The 23146-nt window shown below is 49.3% G+C and carries 23 protein-coding genes; 17 read left to right on the forward strand and 6 right to left on the reverse strand.

Features of this window, described 5'->3' with window-relative positions:
* Window positions 1-137: 137 nt before the first annotated feature.
* The 5 genes from ubiG (at window position 138) to yfaE (ending at window position 5710) form a co-directional block, all read left to right on the forward strand.
* Window positions 138-881 (forward strand): bifunctional 2-polyprenyl-6-hydroxyphenol methylase/3-demethylubiquinol 3-O-methyltransferase UbiG, encoded by a 744-nt coding sequence (gene ubiG, locus AT746_RS09955; protein WP_062484121.1) that lies wholly within the window; start codon window positions 138-140, stop codon window positions 879-881.
* Window positions 871-1542, forward strand: a complete 672-nt coding sequence (locus AT746_RS09960) for an HAD family hydrolase (RefSeq protein WP_231731056.1) — start codon at window positions 871-873, stop codon at window positions 1540-1542. Before ubiG ends, AT746_RS09960 begins: the two co-directional genes overlap by 11 nt.
* Window positions 1543-1906: 364 nt before the next feature.
* On the forward strand, window positions 1907-4225 hold the full coding sequence (gene nrdA / locus AT746_RS09965) for a class 1a ribonucleoside-diphosphate reductase subunit alpha (protein ID WP_062479874.1): 2319 nt from the start codon (window positions 1907-1909) through the stop codon (window positions 4223-4225).
* Between the two features lie 77 nt (window positions 4226-4302).
* Complete coding sequence (gene nrdB / locus AT746_RS09970) at window positions 4303-5433, forward strand: class Ia ribonucleoside-diphosphate reductase subunit beta (protein ID WP_062479877.1); 1131 nt, start codon at window positions 4303-4305, stop codon at window positions 5431-5433.
* The gene (yfaE, locus tag AT746_RS09975) at window positions 5408-5710 is read left to right on the forward strand and encodes a class I ribonucleotide reductase maintenance protein YfaE (protein ID WP_231730912.1); all 303 of its coding nucleotides are present in this window, start codon (window positions 5408-5410) and stop codon (window positions 5708-5710) included. Before nrdB ends, yfaE begins: the two co-directional genes overlap by 26 nt.
* Window positions 5711-5722: 12 nt before the next feature.
* On the opposite strand, the gene AT746_RS09980 is transcribed toward yfaE, so the two are convergent.
* On the reverse strand, window positions 5723-6517 hold the full coding sequence (locus tag AT746_RS09980; protein WP_062479885.1) for a DUF2189 domain-containing protein: 795 nt from the start codon (window positions 6515-6517) through the stop codon (window positions 5723-5725).
* A gap of 207 nt (window positions 6518-6724) precedes the next feature.
* Here AT746_RS09980 and AT746_RS09985 point away from each other — a divergent pair, with 207 nt between their 5' ends.
* The 5 genes from AT746_RS09985 to AT746_RS10005 all read left to right on the forward strand — a co-directional run bounded on the left by AT746_RS09985 (window position 6725) and on the right by AT746_RS10005 (window position 10966).
* Window positions 6725-7948: a pyridoxal phosphate-dependent aminotransferase gene (locus AT746_RS09985; RefSeq protein WP_062479888.1), complete on the forward strand. Its 1224-nt coding sequence runs from the start codon at window positions 6725-6727 to the stop codon at window positions 7946-7948.
* Window positions 7948-8544, forward strand: coding sequence for a 5'-deoxynucleotidase (gene yfbR / locus AT746_RS09990; RefSeq protein WP_156413668.1), 597 nt, complete (start codon window positions 7948-7950; stop codon window positions 8542-8544). The genes AT746_RS09985 and yfbR overlap by 1 nt, the downstream gene beginning before the upstream one ends.
* A gap of 2 nt (window positions 8545-8546) precedes the next feature.
* Window positions 8547-9878 (forward strand): anti-phage deoxyguanosine triphosphatase, encoded by a 1332-nt coding sequence (locus tag AT746_RS09995; RefSeq protein ID WP_062479890.1) that lies wholly within the window; start codon window positions 8547-8549, stop codon window positions 9876-9878.
* A gap of 184 nt (window positions 9879-10062) precedes the next feature.
* Window positions 10063-10449, forward strand: a complete 387-nt coding sequence (locus AT746_RS10000; RefSeq protein ID WP_156413669.1) for a hypothetical protein — start codon at window positions 10063-10065, stop codon at window positions 10447-10449.
* A gap of 34 nt (window positions 10450-10483) precedes the next feature.
* Window positions 10484-10966, forward strand: a complete 483-nt coding sequence (locus tag AT746_RS10005; RefSeq protein ID WP_082633223.1) for a YchJ family protein — start codon at window positions 10484-10486, stop codon at window positions 10964-10966.
* A gap of 12 nt (window positions 10967-10978) precedes the next feature.
* On the opposite strand, the gene AT746_RS10010 is transcribed toward AT746_RS10005, so the two are convergent.
* Window positions 10979-11443 (reverse strand): VC2046/SO_2500 family protein, encoded by a 465-nt coding sequence (locus tag AT746_RS10010; protein ID WP_062479897.1) that lies wholly within the window; start codon window positions 11441-11443, stop codon window positions 10979-10981.
* A 175-nt stretch (window positions 11444-11618) separates the two neighbouring features.
* Between AT746_RS10010 and AT746_RS10015 the strand changes: the two genes are divergently transcribed.
* Both AT746_RS10015 and AT746_RS10020 read left to right on the forward strand, forming a co-directional pair.
* Window positions 11619-13271, forward strand: coding sequence for a response regulator (locus AT746_RS10015; protein WP_062479899.1), 1653 nt, complete (start codon window positions 11619-11621; stop codon window positions 13269-13271).
* The gene (locus AT746_RS10020; RefSeq protein ID WP_062479901.1) at window positions 13268-13555 is read left to right on the forward strand and encodes a hypothetical protein; all 288 of its coding nucleotides are present in this window, start codon (window positions 13268-13270) and stop codon (window positions 13553-13555) included. Before AT746_RS10015 ends, AT746_RS10020 begins: the two co-directional genes overlap by 4 nt.
* 58 nt (window positions 13556-13613) lie before the next feature.
* Here AT746_RS10020 and AT746_RS10025 read toward each other — a convergent pair whose 3' ends face one another.
* From AT746_RS10025 to AT746_RS10040, 4 genes are all read right to left on the reverse strand, one after another.
* Window positions 13614-14465, reverse strand: a complete 852-nt coding sequence (locus AT746_RS10025; RefSeq protein WP_231730913.1) for a pirin family protein — start codon at window positions 14463-14465, stop codon at window positions 13614-13616.
* 1 nt (window position 14466) lies between these two features.
* Window positions 14467-15423 carry a glutathione S-transferase family protein gene (locus tag AT746_RS10030; RefSeq protein WP_062479905.1) on the reverse strand — a complete coding sequence of 319 codons (957 nt, stop codon included), beginning with the start codon at window positions 15421-15423 and terminating at the stop codon, window positions 14467-14469.
* 94 nt (window positions 15424-15517) lie between these two features.
* Window positions 15518-16714, reverse strand: coding sequence for an L-2-hydroxyglutarate oxidase (gene lhgO / locus AT746_RS10035; RefSeq protein WP_062479908.1), 1197 nt, complete (start codon window positions 16712-16714; stop codon window positions 15518-15520).
* A complete protein-coding gene (locus AT746_RS10040) occupies window positions 16711-17541 on the reverse strand; it encodes a DUF6279 family lipoprotein (protein WP_062479910.1) in 831 nt (276 codons plus the stop codon). The genes lhgO and AT746_RS10040 overlap by 4 nt, the downstream gene beginning before the upstream one ends.
* 143 nt (window positions 17542-17684) lie before the next feature.
* Between AT746_RS10040 and AT746_RS10045 the strand changes: the two genes are divergently transcribed.
* From AT746_RS10045 to AT746_RS10065, 5 genes are all read left to right on the forward strand, one after another.
* Entirely contained in the window at window positions 17685-18695 is a 1011-nt protein-coding gene (locus AT746_RS10045) for a 6-phosphofructokinase (protein WP_062479913.1), read from the forward strand.
* Between the two features lie 257 nt (window positions 18696-18952).
* Window positions 18953-19633, forward strand: coding sequence for a TorF family putative porin (locus AT746_RS10050; protein WP_062479915.1), 681 nt, complete (start codon window positions 18953-18955; stop codon window positions 19631-19633).
* Between the two features lie 16 nt (window positions 19634-19649).
* The gene (locus tag AT746_RS10055; RefSeq protein ID WP_062479917.1) at window positions 19650-20372 is read left to right on the forward strand and encodes a substrate-binding periplasmic protein; all 723 of its coding nucleotides are present in this window, start codon (window positions 19650-19652) and stop codon (window positions 20370-20372) included.
* Window positions 20373-20468: 96 nt separating this feature from the next.
* Complete coding sequence (locus AT746_RS10060; protein WP_062479919.1) at window positions 20469-21962, forward strand: methyl-accepting chemotaxis protein; 1494 nt, start codon at window positions 20469-20471, stop codon at window positions 21960-21962.
* Between the two features lie 86 nt (window positions 21963-22048).
* Complete coding sequence (locus tag AT746_RS10065; RefSeq protein ID WP_062479922.1) at window positions 22049-23113, forward strand: ABC transporter substrate-binding protein; 1065 nt, start codon at window positions 22049-22051, stop codon at window positions 23111-23113.
* The last annotated feature ends 33 nt before the right edge of the window (window positions 23114-23146 follow it).

A 23146-nucleotide genomic window follows, 5' to 3' on the forward strand; every position in this document is an offset into this window, starting at 1 on the left:
GGTAGCCCTCAATAGTACCACCTAAATTTGCAAATAAATAGCCGCTGATTGCTTATATACTGCTCATTCAGGCCTATCCATGCCTGCGGCAGAAGTTTATACTGATGTCCCGTATTTATCAGCCGGAAGAGCATACGATGTCGCAACAGAGTGCCCCATCAGAAACACTGCAACAGAATGTGGATCAACAGGAAATTGATAAATTTTCTGCCCTTGCCAGCCGCTGGTGGGATCTCGACGGAGAATTTAAACCTCTGCATCAGATCAATCCGTTGCGTCTGGATTATATTGCCCGGCACAGCCAGGGACTCTTTGGTAAAAAGGCCCTGGATGTCGGCTGTGGCGGTGGCATTCTGGCTGAGAGTATGGCGGCACAGGGCGCACAGGTAACCGGCCTGGATATGGCCAGAGATGCCCTTGAAGTGGCCAGACTGCATGGACTGGAAAGCGGCGTAAAAGTTGACTACCAGCTGAGTACAGTGGAAGACTTTGCCCACAAACACGCCGGGGAGTTCGAGGTCGTCACCTGTATGGAGATGCTGGAACATGTGCCGGATCCGCAATCTGTGGTAGCGGCTTGCGCCAGACTGGTAAAACCCGGTGGTCAGGTGTTTTTCTCCACTCTGAACCGCAATATCAAATCTTATCTGATGGCCATTGTCGGCGCCGAATATCTACTTAATCTGGTACCTAAAGGCACCCATCAACACAGCAAGTTTATCCGCCCCAGTGAATTGATGGGCTGGCTGGATCACACCGAGCTGTTATGCAGGAATATTCAGGGCCTGCACCTAAATCCGCTAAGTGGAGAATACTACCTGTCGGATAAAAATGTGGATGTGAACTACCTGCTGCACTGTCACCGTCCCGATGATGAATAATTTAAGCTCACCCAGGGCAATACTTTTTGATCTCGACGGTACCTTACTGGATACCGCCCGGGATATGGGTAATGCACTGAATCTGATGCTCAAACAGCACGATTTACCACCACGACATTACAGCGAGTACCGGCCCATTGCCTCCCATGGCGCCAAAGGTATGCTTAGTCTGGGTTTTGGCGAAAGACTGGAGAGCCTGAATTATGATCAGCTGCGGACAGATTTTCTGCGCTACTACGCCCGTCAGTTGCAACAGCATACCTGCCTGTTTGACGGCGTGGCGTTGTTGATTGCCGGGCTGGAAGAAGCCGGTCTGCCATGGGGGATCGTCACCAACAAGCCGGGGCATCTGACCATTCCCTTATTGCAGCATTTCCCGGAGTTAAGTCAGGCTGATGTCGTTATCAGTGGTGACACACTGCCTCAGCGTAAACCCCACCCGGCACAGCTACTTCTGGCGCAAAAAGAACTGGCAGTGGATCCTGGCTGCATCTGGTATATCGGTGACGCCGAACGGGATATGCAGGCCGCCAGAGCGGCCTCAATGGTGCCTGTACTGGCAGAGTACGGCTATATCTGCCCCAGTGAATATCCCCATCAATGGGACACAGCACTGAGGATCAGCCGGCCTGATCAACTACTGGAGTATCTCAGTTCATAAAAACGGCTGATTTCTGCCGGGAACGCGACTGAAAAATAACCTATAGATCTTATTCGCATAGCGAAATAGTTTTTTGGAAGTAAATATTTTATTAGTTAAATATCTCTGTTCTGCCTATTGCATTCCTGAACATGGCTTATTGTTCGCCACTGCTCAGTGAGTCGCTACTAACCTGCCTGAGCCCTTGTGTTTGAATGACGAATAAAACACCAGATATTGGGTTGCATATAGTCAAAAACCTCACTATCTTGTGTCTTGCTGTATGTTGCATGATAGCTTACATACATCGGATACTCCTCCGCGCAGTACACTAAAGCTGCGCCTAAAGTGCGCTAAACAGATAACAACAAAGACGGCTACCGGCATGAATAATACGCTTCTCGTTACCAAACGCTCTGGCGAACAAGAGCACCTTGATCTGGATAAAATTCATAAAGTCATCACCTGGGCTGCTGAGGGATTGCAGAATGTGTCCGTCTCCCAGGTTGAGATAAAGGCCCACATCCAGTTTTATGATGGCATTAAGACCTCTGATATCCATGAAACCCTGATTAAATCGGCGGCAGATCTGATCTCCAAAGAGAGCCCCGACTATCAGTATCTGGCCGCCAGACTGGCGATTTTCCATCTGCGCAAGAAGGCTTACGGACAATTTGAACCCCCGGCCCTTTATCAGCATGTTGCAAAGATGGTGGATAAGGGTAAATACGATCATCACCTGTTGGAAGATTATACCCAGGCCGAATTTGAACAGATGGATGAATATCTTGATCACTGGCGGGATATGAATTTCAGTTATGCTGCGGTCAAACAACTTGAAGGCAAATATCTGGTGCAAAACCGGGTGACCGGTGAGATTTATGAAAGCGCCCAGTTTCTGTACATTCTGGTAGCGGCCTGCCTGTTTGCCAATTACCCCAAAGACAGCCGTATGGATTACATCCGGCGTTTTTATGATGCGGTATCCAAATTCAAGATTTCATTGCCCACCCCGATTATGTCCGGCGTGCGCACACCCACCCGTCAGTTCAGCTCCTGTGTGTTGATCGAATGTGGTGACAGCCTGGACTCTATCAATGCGACCGCCAGTGCCATTGTCAAATACGTCAGCCAGCGCGCCGGTATCGGCATTAACGCAGGTCGTATCCGGGCCCTGGGTAGCCCTATCCGTGGCGGCGAGGCCTTTCATACCGGCTGTTTGCCCTTCTACAAGTATTTCCAGACCGCAGTAAAAAGCTGCTCTCAGGGCGGCGTTCGTGGCGGTGCCGCGACGCTGTTTTATCCCCTTTGGCATCTGGAAGTGGAATCCCTGCTGGTACTGAAAAATAACCGCGGTGTGGAAGAGAACCGGGTGCGGCACTTAGATTACGGCGTACAGTTCAATAAGCTGATGTATCAGCGCCTGATCAAGGATGAACATATCACCTTGTTCAGCCCCTCCGATGTACCGGGATTGTATGACGCCTTTTTTGCCGATCAGGATAAGTTCGAGCAGCTGTATGTGAAATATGAGCAGGATCCGGCCATTCGCAAGAAGCGTATCAAGGCCGTAGAGCTGTTCAGTTTATTTATGCAGGAGCGGGCCAGCACCGGGCGTATCTATCTGCAGAATGTGGATCACTGCAATACCCATAGCCCCTTTGATCCCCGGGTGGCACCGGTACGCCAGAGCAATTTGTGTCTGGAAATCGCACTGCCCACCAAGCCCCTTGAGCACGTTAACGATGAAAATGGTGAGATTGCCCTGTGTACCCTCTCCGCTTTTAATCTTGGCGCCATCGAAAACCTCGATGAGCTGGAAGAAATGGCTGAGCTGGCCGTCAGGGCACTGGACAGCCTGCTGGATTATCAGGACTACCCTGTTCCGGCTGCCTATAACGCCACCATGGGTCGCCGCACTCTGGGTGTGGGGGTGATCAATTTTGCCTATTATCTGGCCAAGCACGGCGTTCGCTATTCCGATGGCAGCGCTAATGGTCTGGTACACAGAACCTTTGAGGCGATTCAGTATTATCTGTTAAAAGCCTCCAACAATCTGGCCAGAGAAAAAGGCGCCTGTCCTAAGTTTAATGAGACCACCTATGCCAAAGGCGTGATGCCCATAGACAGTTATAAAAAGGATCTCGACGGTATTTGTAATGAGCCATTACATTATGACTGGGACGGTTTGCGCGAAGCCATTCAACAACACGGGCTGCGGAACAGCACCTTGTCGGCACTGATGCCCTCAGAGACCTCGTCACAGATATCCAATGCCACCAATGGTATTGAACCACCGCGCGGCCATATCAGTATCAAGTCCAGTAAGGACGGGGTGCTGAAACAGGTAGTGCCGGAATACGACAGGCTTAAAAACCAGTATGAACTGCTGTGGGATATTCCGTCCAACGACGGTTATCTGCAACTGGTGGCCATTATGCAGAAATTTGTCGATCAGACCATTTCGGCCAACACCAGCTATGACCCGGGCAAATATGAAGGCGGTAAGGTACCGATGAAATTGCTGCTTAAGGATTTGCTGACCGCCTATAAGCTGGGTGTAAAAACCCTGTATTACCACAACACCCGTGATGGTGCTTCAGATACGCAGGGGGAGATGGTTGCCAAAAAGGCGGAGCGTCCGGCAGTGGAGGCTGTGGTCGAAGAAGATGATGACTGTGCAGGCGGCGCCTGCAAGATATAGACAGCACCGGGTATTGGCAGTGGTATCTCTGGATACCATTGCCAATGGATTATCAGAATCACTAAATCGAACAATCAATGAAATACACCACCTTTAACCAACAAGTTTCCAACCCGCTGACAGAGCCGATGTTCTTCGGCAATCCGGTCAACGTTGCCCGTTATGATCAGCAAAAACACAGCATTTTCGAGAAGCTTATTGAAAAGCAGATCTCTTTTTTCTGGCGCCCCGAAGAAGTGGATGTCAGTAAAGACAGGGTAGATTTCCAGAAGCTGACCGACTCAGAAAAACATATTTTTATTTCCAATCTGAAATATCAGACCTTGCTCGACTCAGTGCAGGGCCGCAGCCCGAATATCGCCTTTCTGCCTATTGTGTCACTGCCTGAGCTGGAAACCTGGATTGAAACCTGGTCTTTCTTTGAAACCATTCATTCCCGCTCTTATACCCACATACTGCGCAACCTGTTTTCCGATCCCAGTGAGGTATTCGAAGATATCGTCCTCAATGAAGAGATCAAACTGAGGGCCACAGATATTTCACGCTACTATGACGATCTGATTTTTGCCACACAGCTTTGGCAAACTCAGGGGGAAGGCAGGCATCATGTGGATGGCCAGGACTATCTGATTAATCAGCGCGAGCTGAAGAAAAAGCTGTATCTGTGTATGAATTCGGTGAACGCCCTTGAAGCCATTCGTTTCTATGTGTCCTTTGCCTGTACCTTTGCCTTTGCTGAGCGCGAAATGATGGAAGGCAATTCGAAAATTATCCGTCTGATCGCCAGAGATGAAAACCTGCACCTGACCTCGACTCAGCATATCCTTAATCTGTGGGCGAAGGGCAAAGATGATCCAGAAATGCAGGAAATCGCAGAGGAATGTCACGATCAGGCAAGAGATATCTTTATCAAAGCCGTTGAGCAGGAAAAACAATGGGCCAGCTACCTGTTCCAGCATGGTTCCATGATTGGCCTGAACAAAGATATTCTGTGCCAGTATGTGGAGTTTATTGCCACCCACAGAATGTCAGCCATCGGCATGGACTCGCCTTTTGAGGTTACCACTAATCCCCTGCCCTGGATGAACAATTACCTCAATTCCGACAATGTTCAGGTGGCACCACAGGAATCTGAAATCAGCTCCTATCTGGTCGGACAGATTGACAGTGAAGTGAATGCCGATGACTTCGGAGATTTCGATCTCTGAGGTCATGGAGAAAGCCCGCATAATCTATCAGGTCAGCCTGGACAACTCGACACCATCGCTACCCTGTCACAGCGAATGTTCTTTACTGGAAAGCCTCGAGTCACATCGGCTCGAGGTGCATTCTCATTGCCGCGAAGGCTTCTGTGGCGCCTGTCGTACCAGACTGGTCAGTGGCGAGGTGGAATATATCACCGATCCCCTGGCCTACATTGATGACGATGAAATTCTGCCCTGTTGCTGTATCCCAAAGTCAGATCTGGTAATTAAACTGGGTTAACCGCACTGCGCCCTACTCATAATGGCGACCACGTTTTACTTCAATGGTATCGATATAGCCGTGCCAGGTGGCATAACCGATCAGGGGCATCAGAATAATAAAGCCGGCAAAACCAGTGATAAAACCAATTCCGACACTGGTAGCAATAATCGCCGCCCAGATCAGCATAGGTACCTTGTTGATCCACACCGCATGCATACTGGTCAGAACCGCAGTAGCCAGATCGACCCGACGCTCCATCAGCACAGGCTGAGTAAAGGCACTGATAAAAAACACCAATAACGTAAAACCGGCACCTATCACCGTCCCCAGCGCCAGAAATGGCAACAGGTTTTGCAGGTTTTCTTCCAGATAAGGGGGATAGAGAGCATGGATAAGGGATGCCACCCTTAACCAGAAAATCATCAGTACCGCTAGTAAAATGCCAAAGCCCCACTCGTTAACGGCATTGCGTTTTACCGCTTTGATACTGTGCCACAGGCTTGGCTTGTGACCTTTTTCAAGCTCCCAACTGATATCATAAAGCCCGGCAGCTAAAAAAGGACCTATCAGCATAAAACACACGATGGATGGCAGGATCACCAGATGCCAGCCGGTGAGCGTAACAAGATAAGTGATAAACCAGGGAATAGCCGCAAAGATCAGCCCATAGAATGCCGTGAGTGCTGGTGCCCGGGCCAGATCACGCCAGCCCAGTACCAGCCACTTTACCGGATCACCGGCTTCAAGCTTTTTACAGGGGATCACCCGTCCTATTCCACTTTGGGTCATCGGGCTCTGAGGAACTTGTTTAAATGACTCAGACATCGTTACTCCAACCTATCTGTCAGTTCTATAACTAGCTTACGCACTGATAAATGAAACAGGCCAACATATAGATAATTATTATTAAAATTATTCAGTAATAAGCTAACAGCTATATCAAAATGCCACGTCTATAGACAAAGATCTTCTTGCCACAGGGCAGAGCGCAGTAATACCCTGTATGCCTCGTTTTTGCTACCTGATTGCTCCATGAGACAGATTGTAAAGTCCAGTAAACTGAATGATGTATGTTATGACATTCGTGGCCCGGTGCTGACCGAGGCGAAACGGCTCGAAGATGAGGGCCACAGAGTCCTTAAACTCAATATCGGTAACCCTGCCCCCTTCGGCTTTGAAGCCCCCGATGACATTCTTAAAGATGTGATCCACAACCTGCCAACAGCGCAGGGATACGGTGATGCCCAGGGGATCTACTCGGCTCGGGTCGCAGTCATGCAGTACTACCAGCAACAAGGGATCAGCAACATCGATATTGACGATGTGTATATCGGCAATGGCGTCAGTGAACTGATTGTCATGGCCATGCAGGCACTGCTGGATACCGGTGATGAAGTGCTGATCCCAAGCCCCGATTACCCACTTTGGACTGCGGCAGTAAGTTTATCATCGGGCACGCCGGTACATTATCAGTGCGATGAAGCTGCCGGCTGGTTTCCTGATATCGATGATATTAAGGCCAGAATTACTTCCAACACCCGTGCCATCGTACTGATCAACCCGAACAACCCTACCGGCGCCGTATACAGCCGCGAGTTACTGCTTGAGGTGATTGAACTGGCGCGAAAACACAACCTGGTGATTTTCAGCGATGAGATCTATGACAAGATCCTGTATGACGAAGCCAGACATCAGTGCATAGCCGCACTGGCCGATGATGTATTTTTTGTCACCTTAAGCGGATTATCGAAAAATTACCGGGTGGCCGGATTCCGTGTAGGCTGGATGCTGATCAGCGGCAATAAAAAGCTCGGCCGTAGTTATATGCAGGGCCTGACCTTGTTAAGTTCCATGCGTATGTGTGCCAATGTGCCCTGCCAGCATGCCCTGCAAACCGCCCTAGGCGGGTATCAGAGCATCAATGATCTGGTGCGCGCCGACGGACGGCTGCGCCTGCAGCGGGATATCGCCTGGCGGATGCTGGACCAGATCCCCGGTATCTCCTGTGTCAAACCCAAAGGTGCGATGTATTGTTTTGCCAGAGTGGATGCGAAAAAATTCAGTATTGAAGACGATGAACTAATGATTCTGGATTTACTGCGTCAGGAAAAAGTGCTGCTGGTACATGGCAGTGCCTTTAATCTGAAGCAGGGCTGTTACTTCCGGCTGGTATTTTTACCGCACACAGATCAGTTACAAAGCGCACTGGGTAAAGTCGAACGCTTTTTTGCCAACTACCAACAAAGGTCGGTGTAGTGAAACCTCAACAGAGTCATTTTTTCGCCCATTTATCCAGAATGAAACTGATCAACCGCTGGCCCCTGATGCGCAACGTCAGCACGGAGAATGTGCAGGAGCATAGTCTGCAGGTGGCCATGGTCGCCCATGCACTGGCGTTGATCCGCAACAAATATTTCAATGGTGACCTGGATCCCTACCGGATCGCCACCCTGGCCATGTTCCATGATGTTTCAGAGGTGTTAACCGGTGACCTGCCAACCCCGGTAAAGTACTTTAACCCGGCCATCAGCAAAGAGTATAAAAAGATTGAAGGCATCGCCGAACAAAAGCTGCTGGATATGACCCCTGCGGCCTTTCGTGATGATTATGCTTCGCTGATCGATCACAATCAGCATACAGAACAGGAACGCTTTGTTATCAAGGCCGCCGATGTTATCTGCGCGTACCTGAAAACACTCGAGGAGCTGGCTGCGGGCAATCATGAGTTTGAGCTGGCAAAAAAGCGGCTGGACAAAATTCTTAACGACTATCAGTCTGAGGAAGTGAATTACTTTATGCAGGCTTATGTGCCGAGTTTTTCTCTCAGCCTGGATGAAATTACACAGGAATAAGCATGTCTCAGTCGCCCTGGTTAACCCGCCTGCACACTCAGCCCGAACGCCAGGGCGATCAACGCTCAAGCTTTCAGCGCGATAAGGCCCGCATACTTCATTCTGCCGCCTTTCGCCGTTTGCAGGCGAAAACGCAGGTATTGGGTGTGGGTATGAATGACTTTCACCGTACCCGTTTGACCCATTCGCTGGAGGCGGCACAAATCGGTACCGGTATCGCCTCACAGTTGCAGCAAAAATTCCCGCAACTGGCCGCACGCCTGGAGCTGAACGATAACCTGATTGAAGCGCTGTGTCTTGCTCATGATATTGGCCACCCGCCTTTCGGGCACGGCGGCGAAGTGGCGCTGAATTATATGATGCGCGAGCATGGTGGCTTTGAGGGCAATGGCCAGACCTTCAGGATCCTGACCAAACTGGAGCTATATACCGCCGATGCCGGCATGAACCTGTGCCGTCGCACGCTGCTCGGACTGGTCAAATATCCGGGGCTGCTGAGCCTCTTGCAGAAAAACCGCGAAGCGACACCAGCCTTTTCCGCCAGCCCTAACCTATCCAACTGGATCCCGGCCAAAGGTCTGTTTGATGATGATAAAGCGGTGTTTGACTGGCTATTGCAGCCTCTGAGTGACAGCGACAAAGTCCTGTTCACGGCCACTGAACAGCAGGATGATGGCCATCGGCGAACCCGTTATAAATCCTTCGATTGCTCAATTATGGAACTGGCCGATGATATTGCCTACAGCATCCATGACCTCGAAGACGCTATTGTTACCGGTATCGTTAACCCAGATGAGTTTACCCGGCTTGTCAGCGACCCTATCAGGGCTTTGCAATTAACGCCTCTGAGCATGCAGATGCGGGATCTGACCTCAAAACTGTTCAGTGACCTGCACTACGATCGTAAAGATGCCATCGGCGCTCTGGTCAATGGCTTTATTACCGCCATTGAAATAGCCCGGCTTGACGCAGATTTTGAGGCACCATTGCTGCAATATAACGCCGTGTTACCGAAGGATTTCGCTAAAGCCCTTAGCTTATTCAAGCAGTTTGTCTATACCCGGGTCATTCAGTCTCACGAGGTACAGATCCTTGAATTTAAGGGGCAGCAGTTAGTGATGGCGCTGTTCAGTGCCTTTGCATCGGATCCCTTGCGCCTTTTACCCGACAATACCAGAGCCCGTTGGCTTAACGCGCAAAAACACCGTCAGGGAATGCGGATCATCGCAGATTACATAGCCGGTATGACAGATGAATTTGCCTCTCGCCTGTATAACCAGCTATTTCTGCCCAAAACGGCTTCAGGCCAGACAATGAGCGGGTTTCAGTACTAAGTACTTCTGAGTATAAATAACCCGATAAAATCTTAAGTTTTTTTCGCGTGTTCTCGCAGAGGCGCAAGGACGCGGAGATACTAAAGCCCTTTCATCCTCTGTGATGATAAAAAAAACACTTGCATGTTTATTTATACAGTACTACTGTTTGTATAACCACTGTATAAATAAACAAGGCAAGGTTATGGCAGGCATCAATGCGCAGTTAACAAATCACATGCAATCCGGGCTGACGGATATCTCTGTTTATCAGAAAGGGCAGCTTTACAGCATCGTTAAACATCGGCAACAGGGTGACAGATGGGTGTATTTGCTGGCCAATCAGTTGCGCTTCTGTCAGTCACAGGGATATAAGATTCACCTGCCCCGCCCCGACACCGACACAACCCTTGTGTGGCTGGAAAAACTGATACAAAGCGGCCAGACCTGTGCCATTTTTGTAGAAGATCTGAAGCTGGACGAAGTACGTCAAAAACGGCTGATACAGTTGTGCAAGCAAATGGACGTGATGCTGGTGAATCTGAACAGTCGCAAGGTTACAGATAACACCCTTGTCTACGGGCCATGGTAAAATAACCATATTGCCCACTCTGAAGTTAACCCGAATGCCAGATTGTTGTGATTGTGGAAAACCGCAGAACTATAAAGATTGTTGTTCGCCCCTGCACCAGGGCCAGGCAATAGCTGAATCTGCTGAGCAACTGATGAGATCCCGTTATTCTGCTTTTGCCCGGGGTGATGTGACCTATATTGTTAACACTCAAACGGCATTACCGGTGAAAGCCAGCCGTGAAGAGCTGGAACAGGATTTAACCGCGGTCCAATGGCTTAAACTGGAAGTACTCAGTCACACTGTTGTCTCACAAACCAAAGCCCTTGTAGAGTTTTGTGCCTATGCTCTGAGTGTTACCGGCAATCAGAAGCAACTGATACAACACCATGAGCACTCCGAGTTTTATCGCCAGGATCAACAGTGGTTGTACAAACAGGGGCAAATTATGCCGGATTCAGGGCAGATAAAGTGGCCCCGTAACCATCAGTGTGTCTGTGGCAGCGGCAGAAAATATAAACAATGTTGTGGTGACTAGGAGCTTTCGCCCCTAAGCGGCCTGATAATCACGGGCCTTTTCAATGACATCCAGTAACCCGGTTTCATCGACCTGCAGGGGTTGCAGATTTCTTCCTTTGAGCTTTTCACGACAATACCAACTGGTATTTTCTATGATTTCATCATCCAGTCTTTTACTGTCATTAAACACCGACAAGGGTGCAGGATGAAGACAATGCCATAACCTGGCAGAGACAAGTTGCTGCTGGTGAATATAATCTGCATGCCGTGCCTCAAACTCCCAGTGTTGCGGCTCAGGCTTAAGAGGGATATCCGGAGCTTTATCAAACAGCGCCTGTTTTTGTTCATTGTCTGCTGGCCGCTCTGCCAACTGAGGCCGGTCTAACTGATTTTCCTGCAACATCGCCAGCAGCAGGGCAAAAGCTGCGCCATGCCCCTGGCTTGCCGCTTTATTCAGACTGCCATTATATTCAAAATCAAGATGAATGGATTGCATGCACGATCTCCGGTTACTATGGTTATCGCTTGGCAGGGAAAATTCTTAACAACTGCAGGTAATTTACTGGACGGCGGATTTATTCCGATTGCTATTATACAACCTTGCTTTCAGCGCCATATTCAATGAAGATGGGGTAAGTGATTGATATTCATAAGACGTAGCTGCATTTTTCATGGCCACCCTGTCCTACCATAATAAACGTGTCCTTGTCGTTGATGACCAACGCCCCTTTCTGATCCTGTTACGTGGCATTATGAATAACCTCGGCGCTCAGTCTGTGGTAGTAGTGCAAAACGGAGAGTCGGCCATTGCAGCCTGTCGACACGAAAAATTTGATATTATTATTTCGGATTTGCACCTGGGCAGTGACAAAAAGAACGGATATCAGCTTCTGGAAGAATTGCGGATCCGCAAACTGATCAGACCGACAACCGTCTATATCATGGTCAGTGCCGACAGTGACAGGCCGATGGTGCTGGGTAGCATTGAAAAGCAACCTGATGATTACATTATCAAACCTTTTTCTCAGGCACAGTTACACAACCGCATTGCCAAGGCCTATCACAAGCGGATTTCCCTGCGTCATGTGTATGACAAAGCCATGAACGGTGACAATGATGGAGCCATCGCTGCCTGTCGCACCCTTATCAGTACACACAGAAAGTACAGCCGTGCCTGCGCCGCTGTACTCACGGATCTGCTTTGGCGGGAAAAACGCTATGACGAAGCTCTGAATCTGCTCGAGTCCTTATCACAATCTAAAGCGCTTCCCTGGGTCACCATTGCTCTGGCCAGAACGCATTTGCTCAGAAATAACACTAAAAAGGCGATGTTTTTTGCCCGTAAGATCTGCATGCAAAGACTCTTTATGGTGGATGGCCTGGATTTGCTGGCTCAGGCTCATATGCAAAGTGAGTCACTTGACGAGGCCCTGGACTCAATTCAGAAAGCCCTGGCGATGGCGCCCTATTCTTTAACCCGACAATTTCTGGGCTGTGAGATTGCCAGGCTGGCCGGTGATTATGAAATGGCCAAAAACTGCTGTCAGGCCATATTGGAACAGAGTAAGAAATCCGTTCACCGAAGCGTAGTGCATTTGTGTAACTACGTACGTAGTATTCTGGATGCGGCAGAAAAGGCCGAAGACAAACGGCAGAAGAACAAATTTCAGCAGGAAGCCATACTGGTACTGCAACGCAACCGCAATGATGAACTGCTGACCCGTACAAAAGAGCTTTTTGATTACGGGGTATATGAAGATCTGGTGGGAGCAAGGATTAACTATCTTGACGGCAAGTTGCTCGAAGCCAAACGCCTGCTCAACGAGACTCAGTATCAGTTACGCAAAAAGTTCGATCATTACCCTATGACAATGGCACCGGATTCTATCGATTTGATGTGTGACCTGGGCGAGTTTGAAGAACTGTCCGAGTTACTGGAGCAACTGAAACAAAGTGATATTAAGCTGGATGCCAATCTGAAGTACCTGATTGATAAGACCGAAGATCGTACCAACCGGGTTAAGCAACAATACAATAAGCACAACCGGGACGGCCTGAAGAAATACGCCCAGGGCCAGTATCAGGGCGCCTATGAATCCTTCCTGGCGGCCCAGGAACTGGCTCCCATGAACACCGGTGTCGCCATCAATTTACTGCAATGCCTGCTAAAATTGCAGGAACAGCATACCAAGCCGGATCCGGCTCTGATGATGAAATGTCGGCAAACCTACAGAATGCTTGAAGGCATGCGTCTTTCGGATAGCCATCAGGCTAAATTCAATAATATCAGGGATGATGTCAAAAACCTTTTGGAGCGCACATGAAACCTTTTTTCGCCGTGACTTTTGTACTACCGCTGTTAACAGCCTGTAGCAGCACTGACAACCCATGCGAAAATATTCTTGAAGTTAAACAACAGGAACAACAATGCGCCGAATGGCGGAAAATCATGCAAAATAAGGATCATCCCCAACAGGCACTGACTGCCCGAAAACGTTACGAGGAAGCCTGTCAGGATCTGAGATATTACCGGGATCAATATGACACTATCTGTAAGGGTGATGAAACTGCAATTGGTGAGAAAAGAGCAGAAAAGCAAAAGCAGTAATACTATTCCGATAGTAACAGCCGGCCCTGCTGGCCGGCTGTCATAAAACCCATCAACCTCAGCTCGTTCCACTGTCCGGTGTTTTTACCAGCCGGCCCTGCTGATAGTCACGCAGGGCCTGATGGATCTGGTCCTGTGTATTCATAACAAAAGGTCCATACTGCACTATGGGTTCGCCTATGGGTCTGGCCGCAACCAGGATTAAACGGGTATTGGCCTGCAACATCAGTGACACCCGCTCCCCATCATCAAGTACGGCAAGTTCACCTGTTTTAAGATCTTCCCCAGCGATTTTCAGGTTACCCTGGTAGCAATACACAAAACCATTATGCCCCTGCTCCACCGGCAGACTGATCTCGCCCGCCCTGTCAGCATGAAGGTCAAAAAACAGTGGCGCCACAGCCTGAGTTTTTACCGGTCCGCTCTGCCCTGCCAGCTCACCGGAAAGTAGTCGCACAACAATACCCTCTTTCAGGTTAAGTTTTGGTACCTTCGCAGCCGGAATATCCTGATAGTCAGGCGCAGACATTTTTTCCTTTGCCGGCAGATTGACCCATAACTGAAAGCCTCTGAGCAATCCCTCGGTTTGCTGTGGCATCTCTTCATGAATAATACCGCTACCGGCATTCATCCATTGCAGCCCGCCGGATTCAATTATCCCTTCATTACCCACCGAATCTTTATGTCCCATTTTGCCCTGCAGCATATAGGTAACAGTCTGAAATCCGCGATGGGGATGAGGCGGAAAGCCAGCCAGATAGTCGTTGGGCTTATCTGATCCAAATTCATCCAGCATCAGAAAGGGATCAAGCCGTGGTAACCCCGGCTGACCAATAATACGTGTCAGTGCCACACCTGCACCATCGCTGGTTTTAACCCCTCTTACTTTACGGGAAATCTTTCTGTCCATCCTATTCTCCCCGACCATGGGGTTTATCCAGGGTTAACCTTGGTCCTGTCGGAACAACCCGCGTGGGATTGATGCTGTCGTGACTGTAATAATAATGCCGCTTGATATGATCCAGATTGACTGTATCGGCCACGCCAGGATACTGATATAGCTCGCGCAAATAGCCACGCAAATTGGCATAGTCCTCTATCCGCTGCAAATTACATTTGAAATGTCCGACATACACCGCATCAAAACGTATCAGTGTGGTAAATAGCCGCCAATCCGCTTCGGTAATTTGCTCCCCTGCGAGATAACGGTTACTGGCCAGGTGCCGGTCCAGTTTATCCAGCTCTGCAAACAATGCTGTCACTGCCTCTTCATAGGCCTGCTGAGTCGTCGCAAAGCCGGCCTTGTAGACCCCATTATTAACCTTGTCGTACACCCTTTGGTTAATATCATCTATTCCGGATGCCAGTTGTGCGGGATAAAAATCCAGGGTGTTGCCGGTCAGATCATTAAAGGCATGGTTAAAAATCCGAATAATCTCTGCCGATTCATTGTTTACAATACTTTGACTGTGTTTATCCCATAGCACCGGCACCGTGACCCTGCCGCTATATTGAGGATCCGCTTTGGTATATAACTGATGCATATAATCCAGAGAATAGAGATGATCCTCTGTGGCACCGGGATAGCCATCAAACTCCCAGCCATTTTCAAGCATGTCCGGGCTGACAACAGATACCGAAATATGCGGCTCAAGGCCTTTGAGCTTGCGGAATATCAGTGTACGGTGGGCCCATGGGCAAGCCAGTGACACATATAAATGATAACGGCCAGACTCGGGTTTGTACTCACTGCCCGGCTCATTTGAAATCGTATTTCTGAAGCGCGATGACTCCCGTTCAAAACGCCCGCCGGATTTCCTGGTGTCGTACCATTTGTCCTGCCATTTACCTTCTACCAATAATCCCATCTGTAGACTCCTGATATTTCTGATTGATGGGTACTATTTAACCAGTCAATTATGTTGTTAAAAAGTGCAATAAAGTCACACAACCTTTCTATTTTTATGAAAGCTTGTCGATTACTGCCCTGGCGATAGGTATCGCAGAGGTCGCCGCCGGTGAGGGCGCGTTACCCAGATGCAAGGTACATTCTGTTTGTATAAACTTAAAATCATGCAGCAATTCCCCCTTATCAGTGACGGCCTGGGCACGCACGCCACTTCTGTATGGAAGCAGGTCTGCTCTGCGAATTTGCGGACAATATGCCTGTACCCTGCGCAGGTATGCACCTTTATTCAGGGAGCCATAAAGCTCCCTCAGTCCACTGTGCCAGTATCGTTTTAACAATGGCCAACAACCGCTGAAACCCAGCATCTGACCCATTTCACGGATATTGAACTGATCCCAGCCATAGCCCTCTCTGGCCATTGCCAGCACCGCGTTTGGCCCTACAGTCACACTACCATCAATCATTCTGGTCAGATGCACACCCAAAAACGGTAAAGCCGGATCCGGTACCGGGTAAATCAGATGCCGCACCAGTTGATTGTATTTTTCAGGTAGCCGGAAATATTCACCACGAAAAGGGATGATCTGAAAATCCGTTTCGATACCCTGTAAACGAATCAGATGATCCGCATACAGCCCACAGCAATTAATAAGCTTTTCTGCAACATAGCACTTACCACCTGCCTGCACCCTGACTCCCGACCCCGTTTCAGAAACGGCACTAATCTGATGATTAAATACCACCTCAGCCCCGGCATCCATCGCCAGCGCCAGCATTACTCTGGTCAGCGCCGCATAATCTGTTATACCGGTTTGTGCCACACCCATGGCAGCGGTGCCTGTGATGGCGGGTTCAAGCTCCCTGAGTCGCCTGGCACTGAGTCTCTGTGGGTTGAGGTCATTATCCTGACAGCGTTGAAATAATGTTTCCAGCCCACTTTGCTGGGATTCATTGGTCGCCACAATGAGCTTGCCACATTGTAAAAAAGGCACCTGATACTGACGACAGAAACTCAGTGTCTGTTCCAGACCTTCCCGGCAATAACGGGCTTTTAAGCTGCCGGGTTGGTAATAAACTCCGGCGTGGATGACACCCGAGTTGCGTCCGGTTTGATGGCGGGCGGCGTCTGCTTCTTTTTCCACAATCAACACCCGGTGGGACGGGTAGCGACTAAGATACTCTCTGGCGCAGGCCGCACCGAGTATACCGGCGCCGGCAATAATCAGATGGTAGGACCGGGATTTTGTCATCCATCCCCCATCAGATCGCTGAGATCCCTTATCAAATCTTCAATCTCTTCCTGTAAGTGGGCTTTCTGACGTTCTGAGAGACCCGCGTGCAAATCTGCCAGCAAGGAGGCATAGACATTACGATTATAGGCAGACTGCTCACGATAAGTCTGATGTTCAAACTGGCGCGGATCCAACACCACGGCGTCCATTGCACGACGCCAACGCTCAGTATCTTCTCTTTGCAGCAGTATCTGCCTGGCTTCAGATTGCCATTTCCGCCGGTATTGCATCCAGTCTTTAAAGTTAGGCTTTAACTTGCCGGAGTAACGCCTGAGCAGTTCTTTTTGCGGCTTCGATAAGGGGCCAATCCACTGCACAATGTCTTCCTGCAGTTTGTCAGTTCGTCTGCTGTCGTCGCGGGATTTTTGTCGCTGCTCTCTTTCCCGGTTGCGCTTTTCCAGTTCGTCGAATATGGATTCGATTTGCTTATCATCCAGCTTCAGCGCCAGGGTGCTGAGATCACCGGCAACTTCCTGTAACAATCGATTCCAGTGGGTCCGACCCCGTTCAAATTCACTGAGCCACTGTGCCCGGTCCAGCGGGGTGTGTTCAATCCGGCTTTTCAGCTCTTGCAGATGCTGCCGGTAAGCCACCAATTCCTCGCTTCGGTGCCAATTCAGCCACTGCCGCATATAATCGTCAAAAACGGCTTCCTGCTCTGCATTCAAATCGACATAGTCATCAATATACCAGTGCACCAGCCAGTCGAGATTATTATATACAAAGCCTGTAGAGCAGCTGCTTAAACACAATACAAAAAATATGCTGAACAGAAACTTCTTCATCCGTATTCCCTGATTTGTCACTTGCCTGTTATCTTATACCTTCACAATGACAGAATTGATCGCTATCTGTCCGGTTTCTGATTGCCGGCCACAGCGTTAAGACTAAATATTAAACGCCGGGTTTTCTATCCTAAGGAGCGCAAATGAAACGTATTGCCATGTTGACCTCAGGTGGTGATGCCCCTGGTATGAATGCCGCAATCCGGGCTATCGTACTGGCGAGTCATTATTCGGGTATCCAGCCGCTGGGTTATCAGCATGGCTTTAATGGTCTGCTCGAGCAGGAATACCGCTATCTTGGCACCGAAGATGTCTACAACATTATCCAGCGGGGCGGTACCATTCTTAAAAGCGCTCGCTGTCAGCCCTTCACTACCCCAGAGGGTGCGCGCCTGGCGGCCAGCAACCTTAATCAGGCCAAGGTAGATGGTCTGATTATTATAGGCGGCGATGGTTCCTTCCACGGTGCCGAACACTTGTCCAACTACTGGAATGGCAAAATTGTCGGCCTGCCTGGCACCATAGATAATGATATTAACGGCACCGATGCCACTATTGGTTATTACACCGCTATAGACACAGCGCTGGAGAGTATCGATAAGGTTCGTGACACCGCCGATGCCTTCGAGCGAATCTTCCTGATTGAGGTCATGGGCAGACATGCCGGCTTTATTGGCCTGAGCGCGGCGGTGTGTTCAGGTGCCGAACAGGTGCTCTTGCCGGAGCTCTATCCCGATGCACCTCCGGAACTGGATGATCTGGCTGAACACATCCAAAGAGCCCAGAAAATTCGCGGTAAATGCAGTTATATTATGGTGATGTCTGAGAATCTCTGGCCAGGTGGCGCCACCGATCTTGCCAATCAACTCAAAGCCCGCACAGGTATAGAATGCCGCCCGGTGATCCTCGGCCATGTGCAACGGGGAGGCTCTCCTGTCAGTCTCGATCGTATGCTGGCGTCCAAACTCGGCGCTTACGCCGTTGAGGCACTGTTAGCCGGTAAAACCGGCATCATGATTGGTGAACGAAATCAGCAACTGGTCGAGGTTCCCTTTCAGCAAAGCTGGAACAAACCGAAAGCACTCGATCCCTATCTGGTAAAAATCCAGCGTCAGGTTTTTGATCTGGTTAAGAACGAGAACAACACAAATTGACGACCTGTCTTCCCTGTCGTTTTATTCCGGAAAACTTCTGAACCTTATAACCAGAGCATTTCAGTTAAAACTATTCTAATTTTGGCAACACCATCTATCGAGGATAGCGATAAATAGAAAGCGCAAAAAATTTCTGCCGGTGGCAATCCCTCGCCAATAAAGGGCTGCGGAATTATCCTGAATTTATCAGTTACAAAAAGTTGCAAAACTCAAAACTGCACTATACTTAAACTGAAAACTTCTTAGGAAACAACACTATGCATCGTAAAACACTCGCTTTACTTGCCACGCTTTCCTGTTCCTTCGCTGCTCAGGCCGAATGGTCTTCCACCGTAACCCTTGCCAGCGACTACCTGTTTAACGGGGTCAGTCAGACCGACGAAAAACCTGCACTGCAGGCAAGTCTGGACTGGGCCGGTGATAGCGGTTGGTACGCCGGAGCCTGGGCATCCAATGTGGATTTTGGTGATGATACCAACCTGGAAGTAGATTTGTATGCAGGGTTTTATCAGGATATTAACGACAATGTAGGGCTGGATCTGGGTGTCGCCCAGTATACCTACCACGGTGCCAGTTACAGCGACGAAGGCAATTATGCCGAAGCCTACATGCTCTGGGCCATTGGCAATACTGAACTGAACTTCTGGTATGCCTGGGATTACTTTGGCACAGGTGCCGGTCACTATATCGTGATGCTGAATCACACTATCCCAATCACTGACGACCTCTCGTTGCTACTCGGCGTTGATCGTTCTACCAGCACCGACAGTGATAAATTCCAGTGGGAGGAAGGTGATGACTCCTATATTCACTGGCAGGCCACCGCTAATTACAGTATCTCCGGTTTTGACCTCTCTTTGGGCGTTCAGGGCACAGACCTTGATACCTATGGGGATACCAGAGTGCTGTTGACCGTTGGCCGGACCTTCAATTTCTGATTGGGGATAAGTAATCATGAAAAAAATTCTGATAATCAGCCTGTTGTTTTTGCTATCGCCATTATGTCGTGCCGATACCCTTTACCTTACGTCACTGGACTGGCCTCCTTACTCGGGCAAGAAGCTCACTGAACAAGGCGCTTCGATTGCTGTAGCCAAAGCCGCCTTTGCAAGTATGGGTCATGAATTGGTGGTCGAATTTTACCCCTGGAGTCGTGCAGTGAAACTGGCCAGCGACGATAGTAAATACGCCGGCTATTTTCCCGAATACCATTATGAATCAGATGAATTTGTCTTTTCAGAACCCATGGGGCAAGGACCTCTTGGCCTGGTTCAGCGTAAAGATAAGCCTGTTAGCTGGAGTAAGGTCAGTGACTTAACTCAATACCGCCTGGGGGTGGTGCAGGACTATATTAATACCGAGGAGCTGGATGCGTTAATCGCCAGTGGTGATATCAGTGCCCAGGCCGTGGTGTCTGATGATAAGAACGTCCAGAAAGTTGCTGCGGGGCGCATTGATGCTGCCGTTATTGACGCTAATGTGCTTAATTATTTGCTGACCAATGAGCCCAGTCTCAAGGGATTGGCAGACAAGGTAGAAATGAATAGCACGCTTTTAGTCAACAAGGAGTTGCACATTGCCTTTGAAAATACTCATGAAGGCAAGAAATGGCGCGATATCTTTAATGAAGGACTCAAAAAGATAGATGTTCAGGCTATTATGGCCAAACATCTCTGAGGTCCTGAATCATGAGGTTGCTGTTGATTTACTATTGCCTGAATATGCGATTGACACTGAACCTCCGGGAAAACCACTTCCGACATTGAGATGCCCATGAAGTTTACCAAGTCCATATCCTTTAAGTTGATTATCGCTGCCCTGACGCTGGTATTAGTGGTCGTGCTGGTGCTCGGCATTTATGACTACAATGTGCAGAGCAAAAGACTCAAAGAAAGACAACAAACACAAATCAGTCTGATGGAATCCAGGCTACAGCTGAATCTTCCCGCAGCCATGTGGAATTTCGAAGAGGGACAAATGGAACGTATCCTCAATGCGGAGCAACAGTCTGAGGATGTGGCACGGCTTGAGATCTATAACGACTCCGGTGAACGGATAATGAGCTCAACCGGCAGCAGTACCGATGAAACCAGACGTATCACCCTGCGCTACGAAGAGGACGGCAATGTTACCGAGCTTGGCAGCGTGCAGGTGTATATAGATAACAGCCCTATTGAAGAACAACTCAGCAGCCTTGCTACCAGTGCACTGGTTAAAGGTTTGTTGCTGGCCGGACTGTTAGTGGCCGCACTTTATCTGCTGTTTAACAAACTGGTAATCAGCCCCCTGTCAGATGTGGCAAATGCCCTTGAAAATATCGCCCGTGGTGAGGGGGACCTGACCCGGAGATTGATCGTTAAACGGGATGATGAAATCGGCAAAGTGGCCGAATCATTTAATGTGTTTGTGGAGAAGATTCAGACCCTGGTGTTGTCCATTCAGGAAGTAGTCGAACAGACACTAAACAACGCCCAAAGTGTACATGATGGCACCGAGGCCGGTCGCGGGCACCTGCAAAAGCAACAATCAGAAACGGATCAGGTGGCTACCGCGATCACTGAGATGTCTTCATCTGCCAAGGAAATTGCGCATAATGTACAACTCACTGCAGATGCGGCAGACCATGTCAGTGATGATGCAAAAAAAGTTTCGGATATTATCCGCACCTCCGTCAGCTCAATCAATAACCTTTCTGAGCAGCTTGAGCAGGCCGCCTCCGTTGTGGGCTCACTGGAGAGTGATGTAGAGGGTATTGTTACTGTACTGGAAGTCATTCGCAGCATCGCCGAGCAAACTAACCTGTTGGCCCTGAATGCCGCCATAGAAGCCGCCCGCGCAGGCGATCAGGGACGCGGATTCGCGGTGGTTGCCGATGAGGTCAGGGCTTTGGCATCAAGAACCCAGGACAGCACTTCACAGATTCAGCAAACCATAGAAAAACTGCAAAGCAGTGCCAAGTCAGCGGTTTCGGTGATGGAGCAAAGTCAGAGTCAGAGCAAGGAATCTGTGGAGAACGCCCGCAGCTCAGGGGATTCTATCAGCGGTATTCTGGACTCCACCAGTGAGATCACCTCAATGGCAACCCAGATTGCCACCGCAGTGGAAGAGCAAAGCACCGTTGCTGAAGAATTAAGTCACAATGTTAACCGTATTGTCAGTGCAGGCCACGACAGCCTTCATCAACTTGAAGAAATGACACAAAGCTCACAGAGTATGCATGAAACCGCTGAGCGTCTGAGTCAGCTGGCCAGGCAGTTTAAAGCCTGACACTCAGGGACGACCTCCGTCGCAAGGAGGCCCTACATGGGCATGATTGAGAAAGATTGCCCGTTTCATATAAAAGGAGCATGACTATGCGACTTTTTACCCTGAGTCTGACGCTGACAGTGTTTATGTCGGCTAACGTCTGGTCCAAAACCATTTTAAATATACTGGAATGGGAAGGCTATATCAGTCCCTTTGCGGCAGAATTCAGTACCTATGCCAAAGAAAAAGGCATGGATGTTGAACTGAATATTGTCACCCCCTATATCACCAATCCGGAGCAAATATTCAAAGCACTGCGGGCAAAGAGTGCCGATGTCGTTACCCCTACCCACAACTATTATAAGATGAACCAGGACAAGCTGTTCCAGGTTCTGCAACCCATTGATTTTAAGCGCCTGCAGAACTATCCCAAAGTACTGTCCTCTTTACGCAGTGCCGTATATGACCAGTTCAATGGAGAAAAGTACTCAGTACCTCAACTGGGTGGATCTTACGGCCTGGCTTACAATCAGGACAAGGTGTCGCCACCGGATTCCTGGGAAGTGTTATGGGATCCGGCCAACAAGGGCAAATACAGCGTCACCGATGACCAGTTTGAGGCCAACCTGTACATCACCATGCTGGTGCTTGGTTATCCGCCTGAAACCTTCTACGACGTCGACAGCGGGCCTTTCGACGAAGAGGAAGTACAGGCTAAACTCAATCAGTTGGTTGCCAATGCCCATTCATTTTGGGGAGGTATGCCTGAGCCACAAAGTATGAAAACACTCAGCTATGCTACAGATTACTGGTTTGGCGTTGCAGCTGCCAACAGCTCGGGTCAGAACTGGGCCCTTGCAAATCCTGAGGAAGGACAGACGGTTTGGCTGGATACTCTGGCCATTGGCAAGCACGTCGAAGGTGATAAACTGCGCGCCAGCTATTTGCTGCTGGATTTTTTGATCAGTGAAACTATCCAGAAACGCATTCTGGAAATGTATGGTTCCATCATTGTCAACGGCGAAACCGCGAAACTGCTTGACGCTCAGGTAGCAGAAAATGGCCGTGTCGGCGATGAAACCTTCTTTGTCAAAGAAATGTTCTGGCAGCCTATGAATTCCAGAACCCGTAACATCTACAAGGACATGTGGAAAAAAGCCCGCCAACAGTGAACTCCCACATGACTGGGCGGCTCCGCACTGAGG

The sequence above is a fragment of the Lacimicrobium alkaliphilum genome (assembly GCF_001466725.1).
Taxonomy (GTDB): domain Bacteria; phylum Pseudomonadota; class Gammaproteobacteria; order Enterobacterales; family Alteromonadaceae; genus Lacimicrobium; species Lacimicrobium alkaliphilum_B.

Bases quoted from the DNA above. Each gene is read 5' to 3' on its own strand.
- AT746_RS10030 (WP_062479905.1), bottom strand. From the start codon at position 15,423: ATGGGATTATTGGTAGAAGGTAAATGGCAGGACAAATGGTACGACACC.
- nrdB (WP_062479877.1), top strand. From the start codon at position 4,303: ATGAAATACACCACCTTTAACCAACAAGTTTCCAACCCGCTGACAGAG.
- AT746_RS10065 (WP_062479922.1), top strand. From the start codon at position 22,049: ATGCGACTTTTTACCCTGAGTCTGACGCTGACAGTGTTTATGTCGGCT.
- AT746_RS09980 (WP_062479885.1), bottom strand. From the start codon at position 6,517: ATGTCTGAGTCATTTAAACAAGTTCCTCAGAGCCCGATGACCCAAAGT.
- yfaE (WP_231730912.1), top strand. From the start codon at position 5,408: ATGACTTCGGAGATTTCGATCTCTGAGGTCATGGAGAAAGCCCGCATA.
- AT746_RS10015 (WP_062479899.1), top strand. From the start codon at position 11,619: ATGGCCACCCTGTCCTACCATAATAAACGTGTCCTTGTCGTTGATGAC.
- ubiG (WP_062484121.1), top strand. From the start codon at position 138: ATGTCGCAACAGAGTGCCCCATCAGAAACACTGCAACAGAATGTGGAT.
- AT746_RS10025 (WP_231730913.1), bottom strand. From the start codon at position 14,465: ATGGACAGAAAGATTTCCCGTAAAGTAAGAGGGGTTAAAACCAGCGAT.
- AT746_RS10010 (WP_062479897.1), bottom strand. From the start codon at position 11,443: ATGCAATCCATTCATCTTGATTTTGAATATAATGGCAGTCTGAATAAA.
- lhgO (WP_062479908.1), bottom strand. From the start codon at position 16,714: ATGACAAAATCCCGGTCCTACCATCTGATTATTGCCGGCGCCGGTATA.
- AT746_RS10005 (WP_082633223.1), top strand. From the start codon at position 10,484: ATGCCAGATTGTTGTGATTGTGGAAAACCGCAGAACTATAAAGATTGT.
- AT746_RS10060 (WP_062479919.1), top strand. From the start codon at position 20,469: ATGAAGTTTACCAAGTCCATATCCTTTAAGTTGATTATCGCTGCCCTG.
- AT746_RS10020 (WP_062479901.1), top strand. From the start codon at position 13,268: ATGAAACCTTTTTTCGCCGTGACTTTTGTACTACCGCTGTTAACAGCC.
- nrdA (WP_062479874.1), top strand. From the start codon at position 1,907: ATGAATAATACGCTTCTCGTTACCAAACGCTCTGGCGAACAAGAGCAC.
- AT746_RS09985 (WP_062479888.1), top strand. From the start codon at position 6,725: ATGAGACAGATTGTAAAGTCCAGTAAACTGAATGATGTATGTTATGAC.
- AT746_RS10050 (WP_062479915.1), top strand. From the start codon at position 18,953: ATGCATCGTAAAACACTCGCTTTACTTGCCACGCTTTCCTGTTCCTTC.
- AT746_RS09995 (WP_062479890.1), top strand. From the start codon at position 8,547: ATGTCTCAGTCGCCCTGGTTAACCCGCCTGCACACTCAGCCCGAACGC.
- AT746_RS10045 (WP_062479913.1), top strand. From the start codon at position 17,685: ATGAAACGTATTGCCATGTTGACCTCAGGTGGTGATGCCCCTGGTATG.
- AT746_RS10055 (WP_062479917.1), top strand. From the start codon at position 19,650: ATGAAAAAAATTCTGATAATCAGCCTGTTGTTTTTGCTATCGCCATTA.
- AT746_RS09960 (WP_231731056.1), top strand. From the start codon at position 871: ATGATGAATAATTTAAGCTCACCCAGGGCAATACTTTTTGATCTCGAC.
- AT746_RS10040 (WP_062479910.1), bottom strand. From the start codon at position 17,541: ATGAAGAAGTTTCTGTTCAGCATATTTTTTGTATTGTGTTTAAGCAGC.
- AT746_RS10000 (WP_156413669.1), top strand. From the start codon at position 10,063: ATGGCAGGCATCAATGCGCAGTTAACAAATCACATGCAATCCGGGCTG.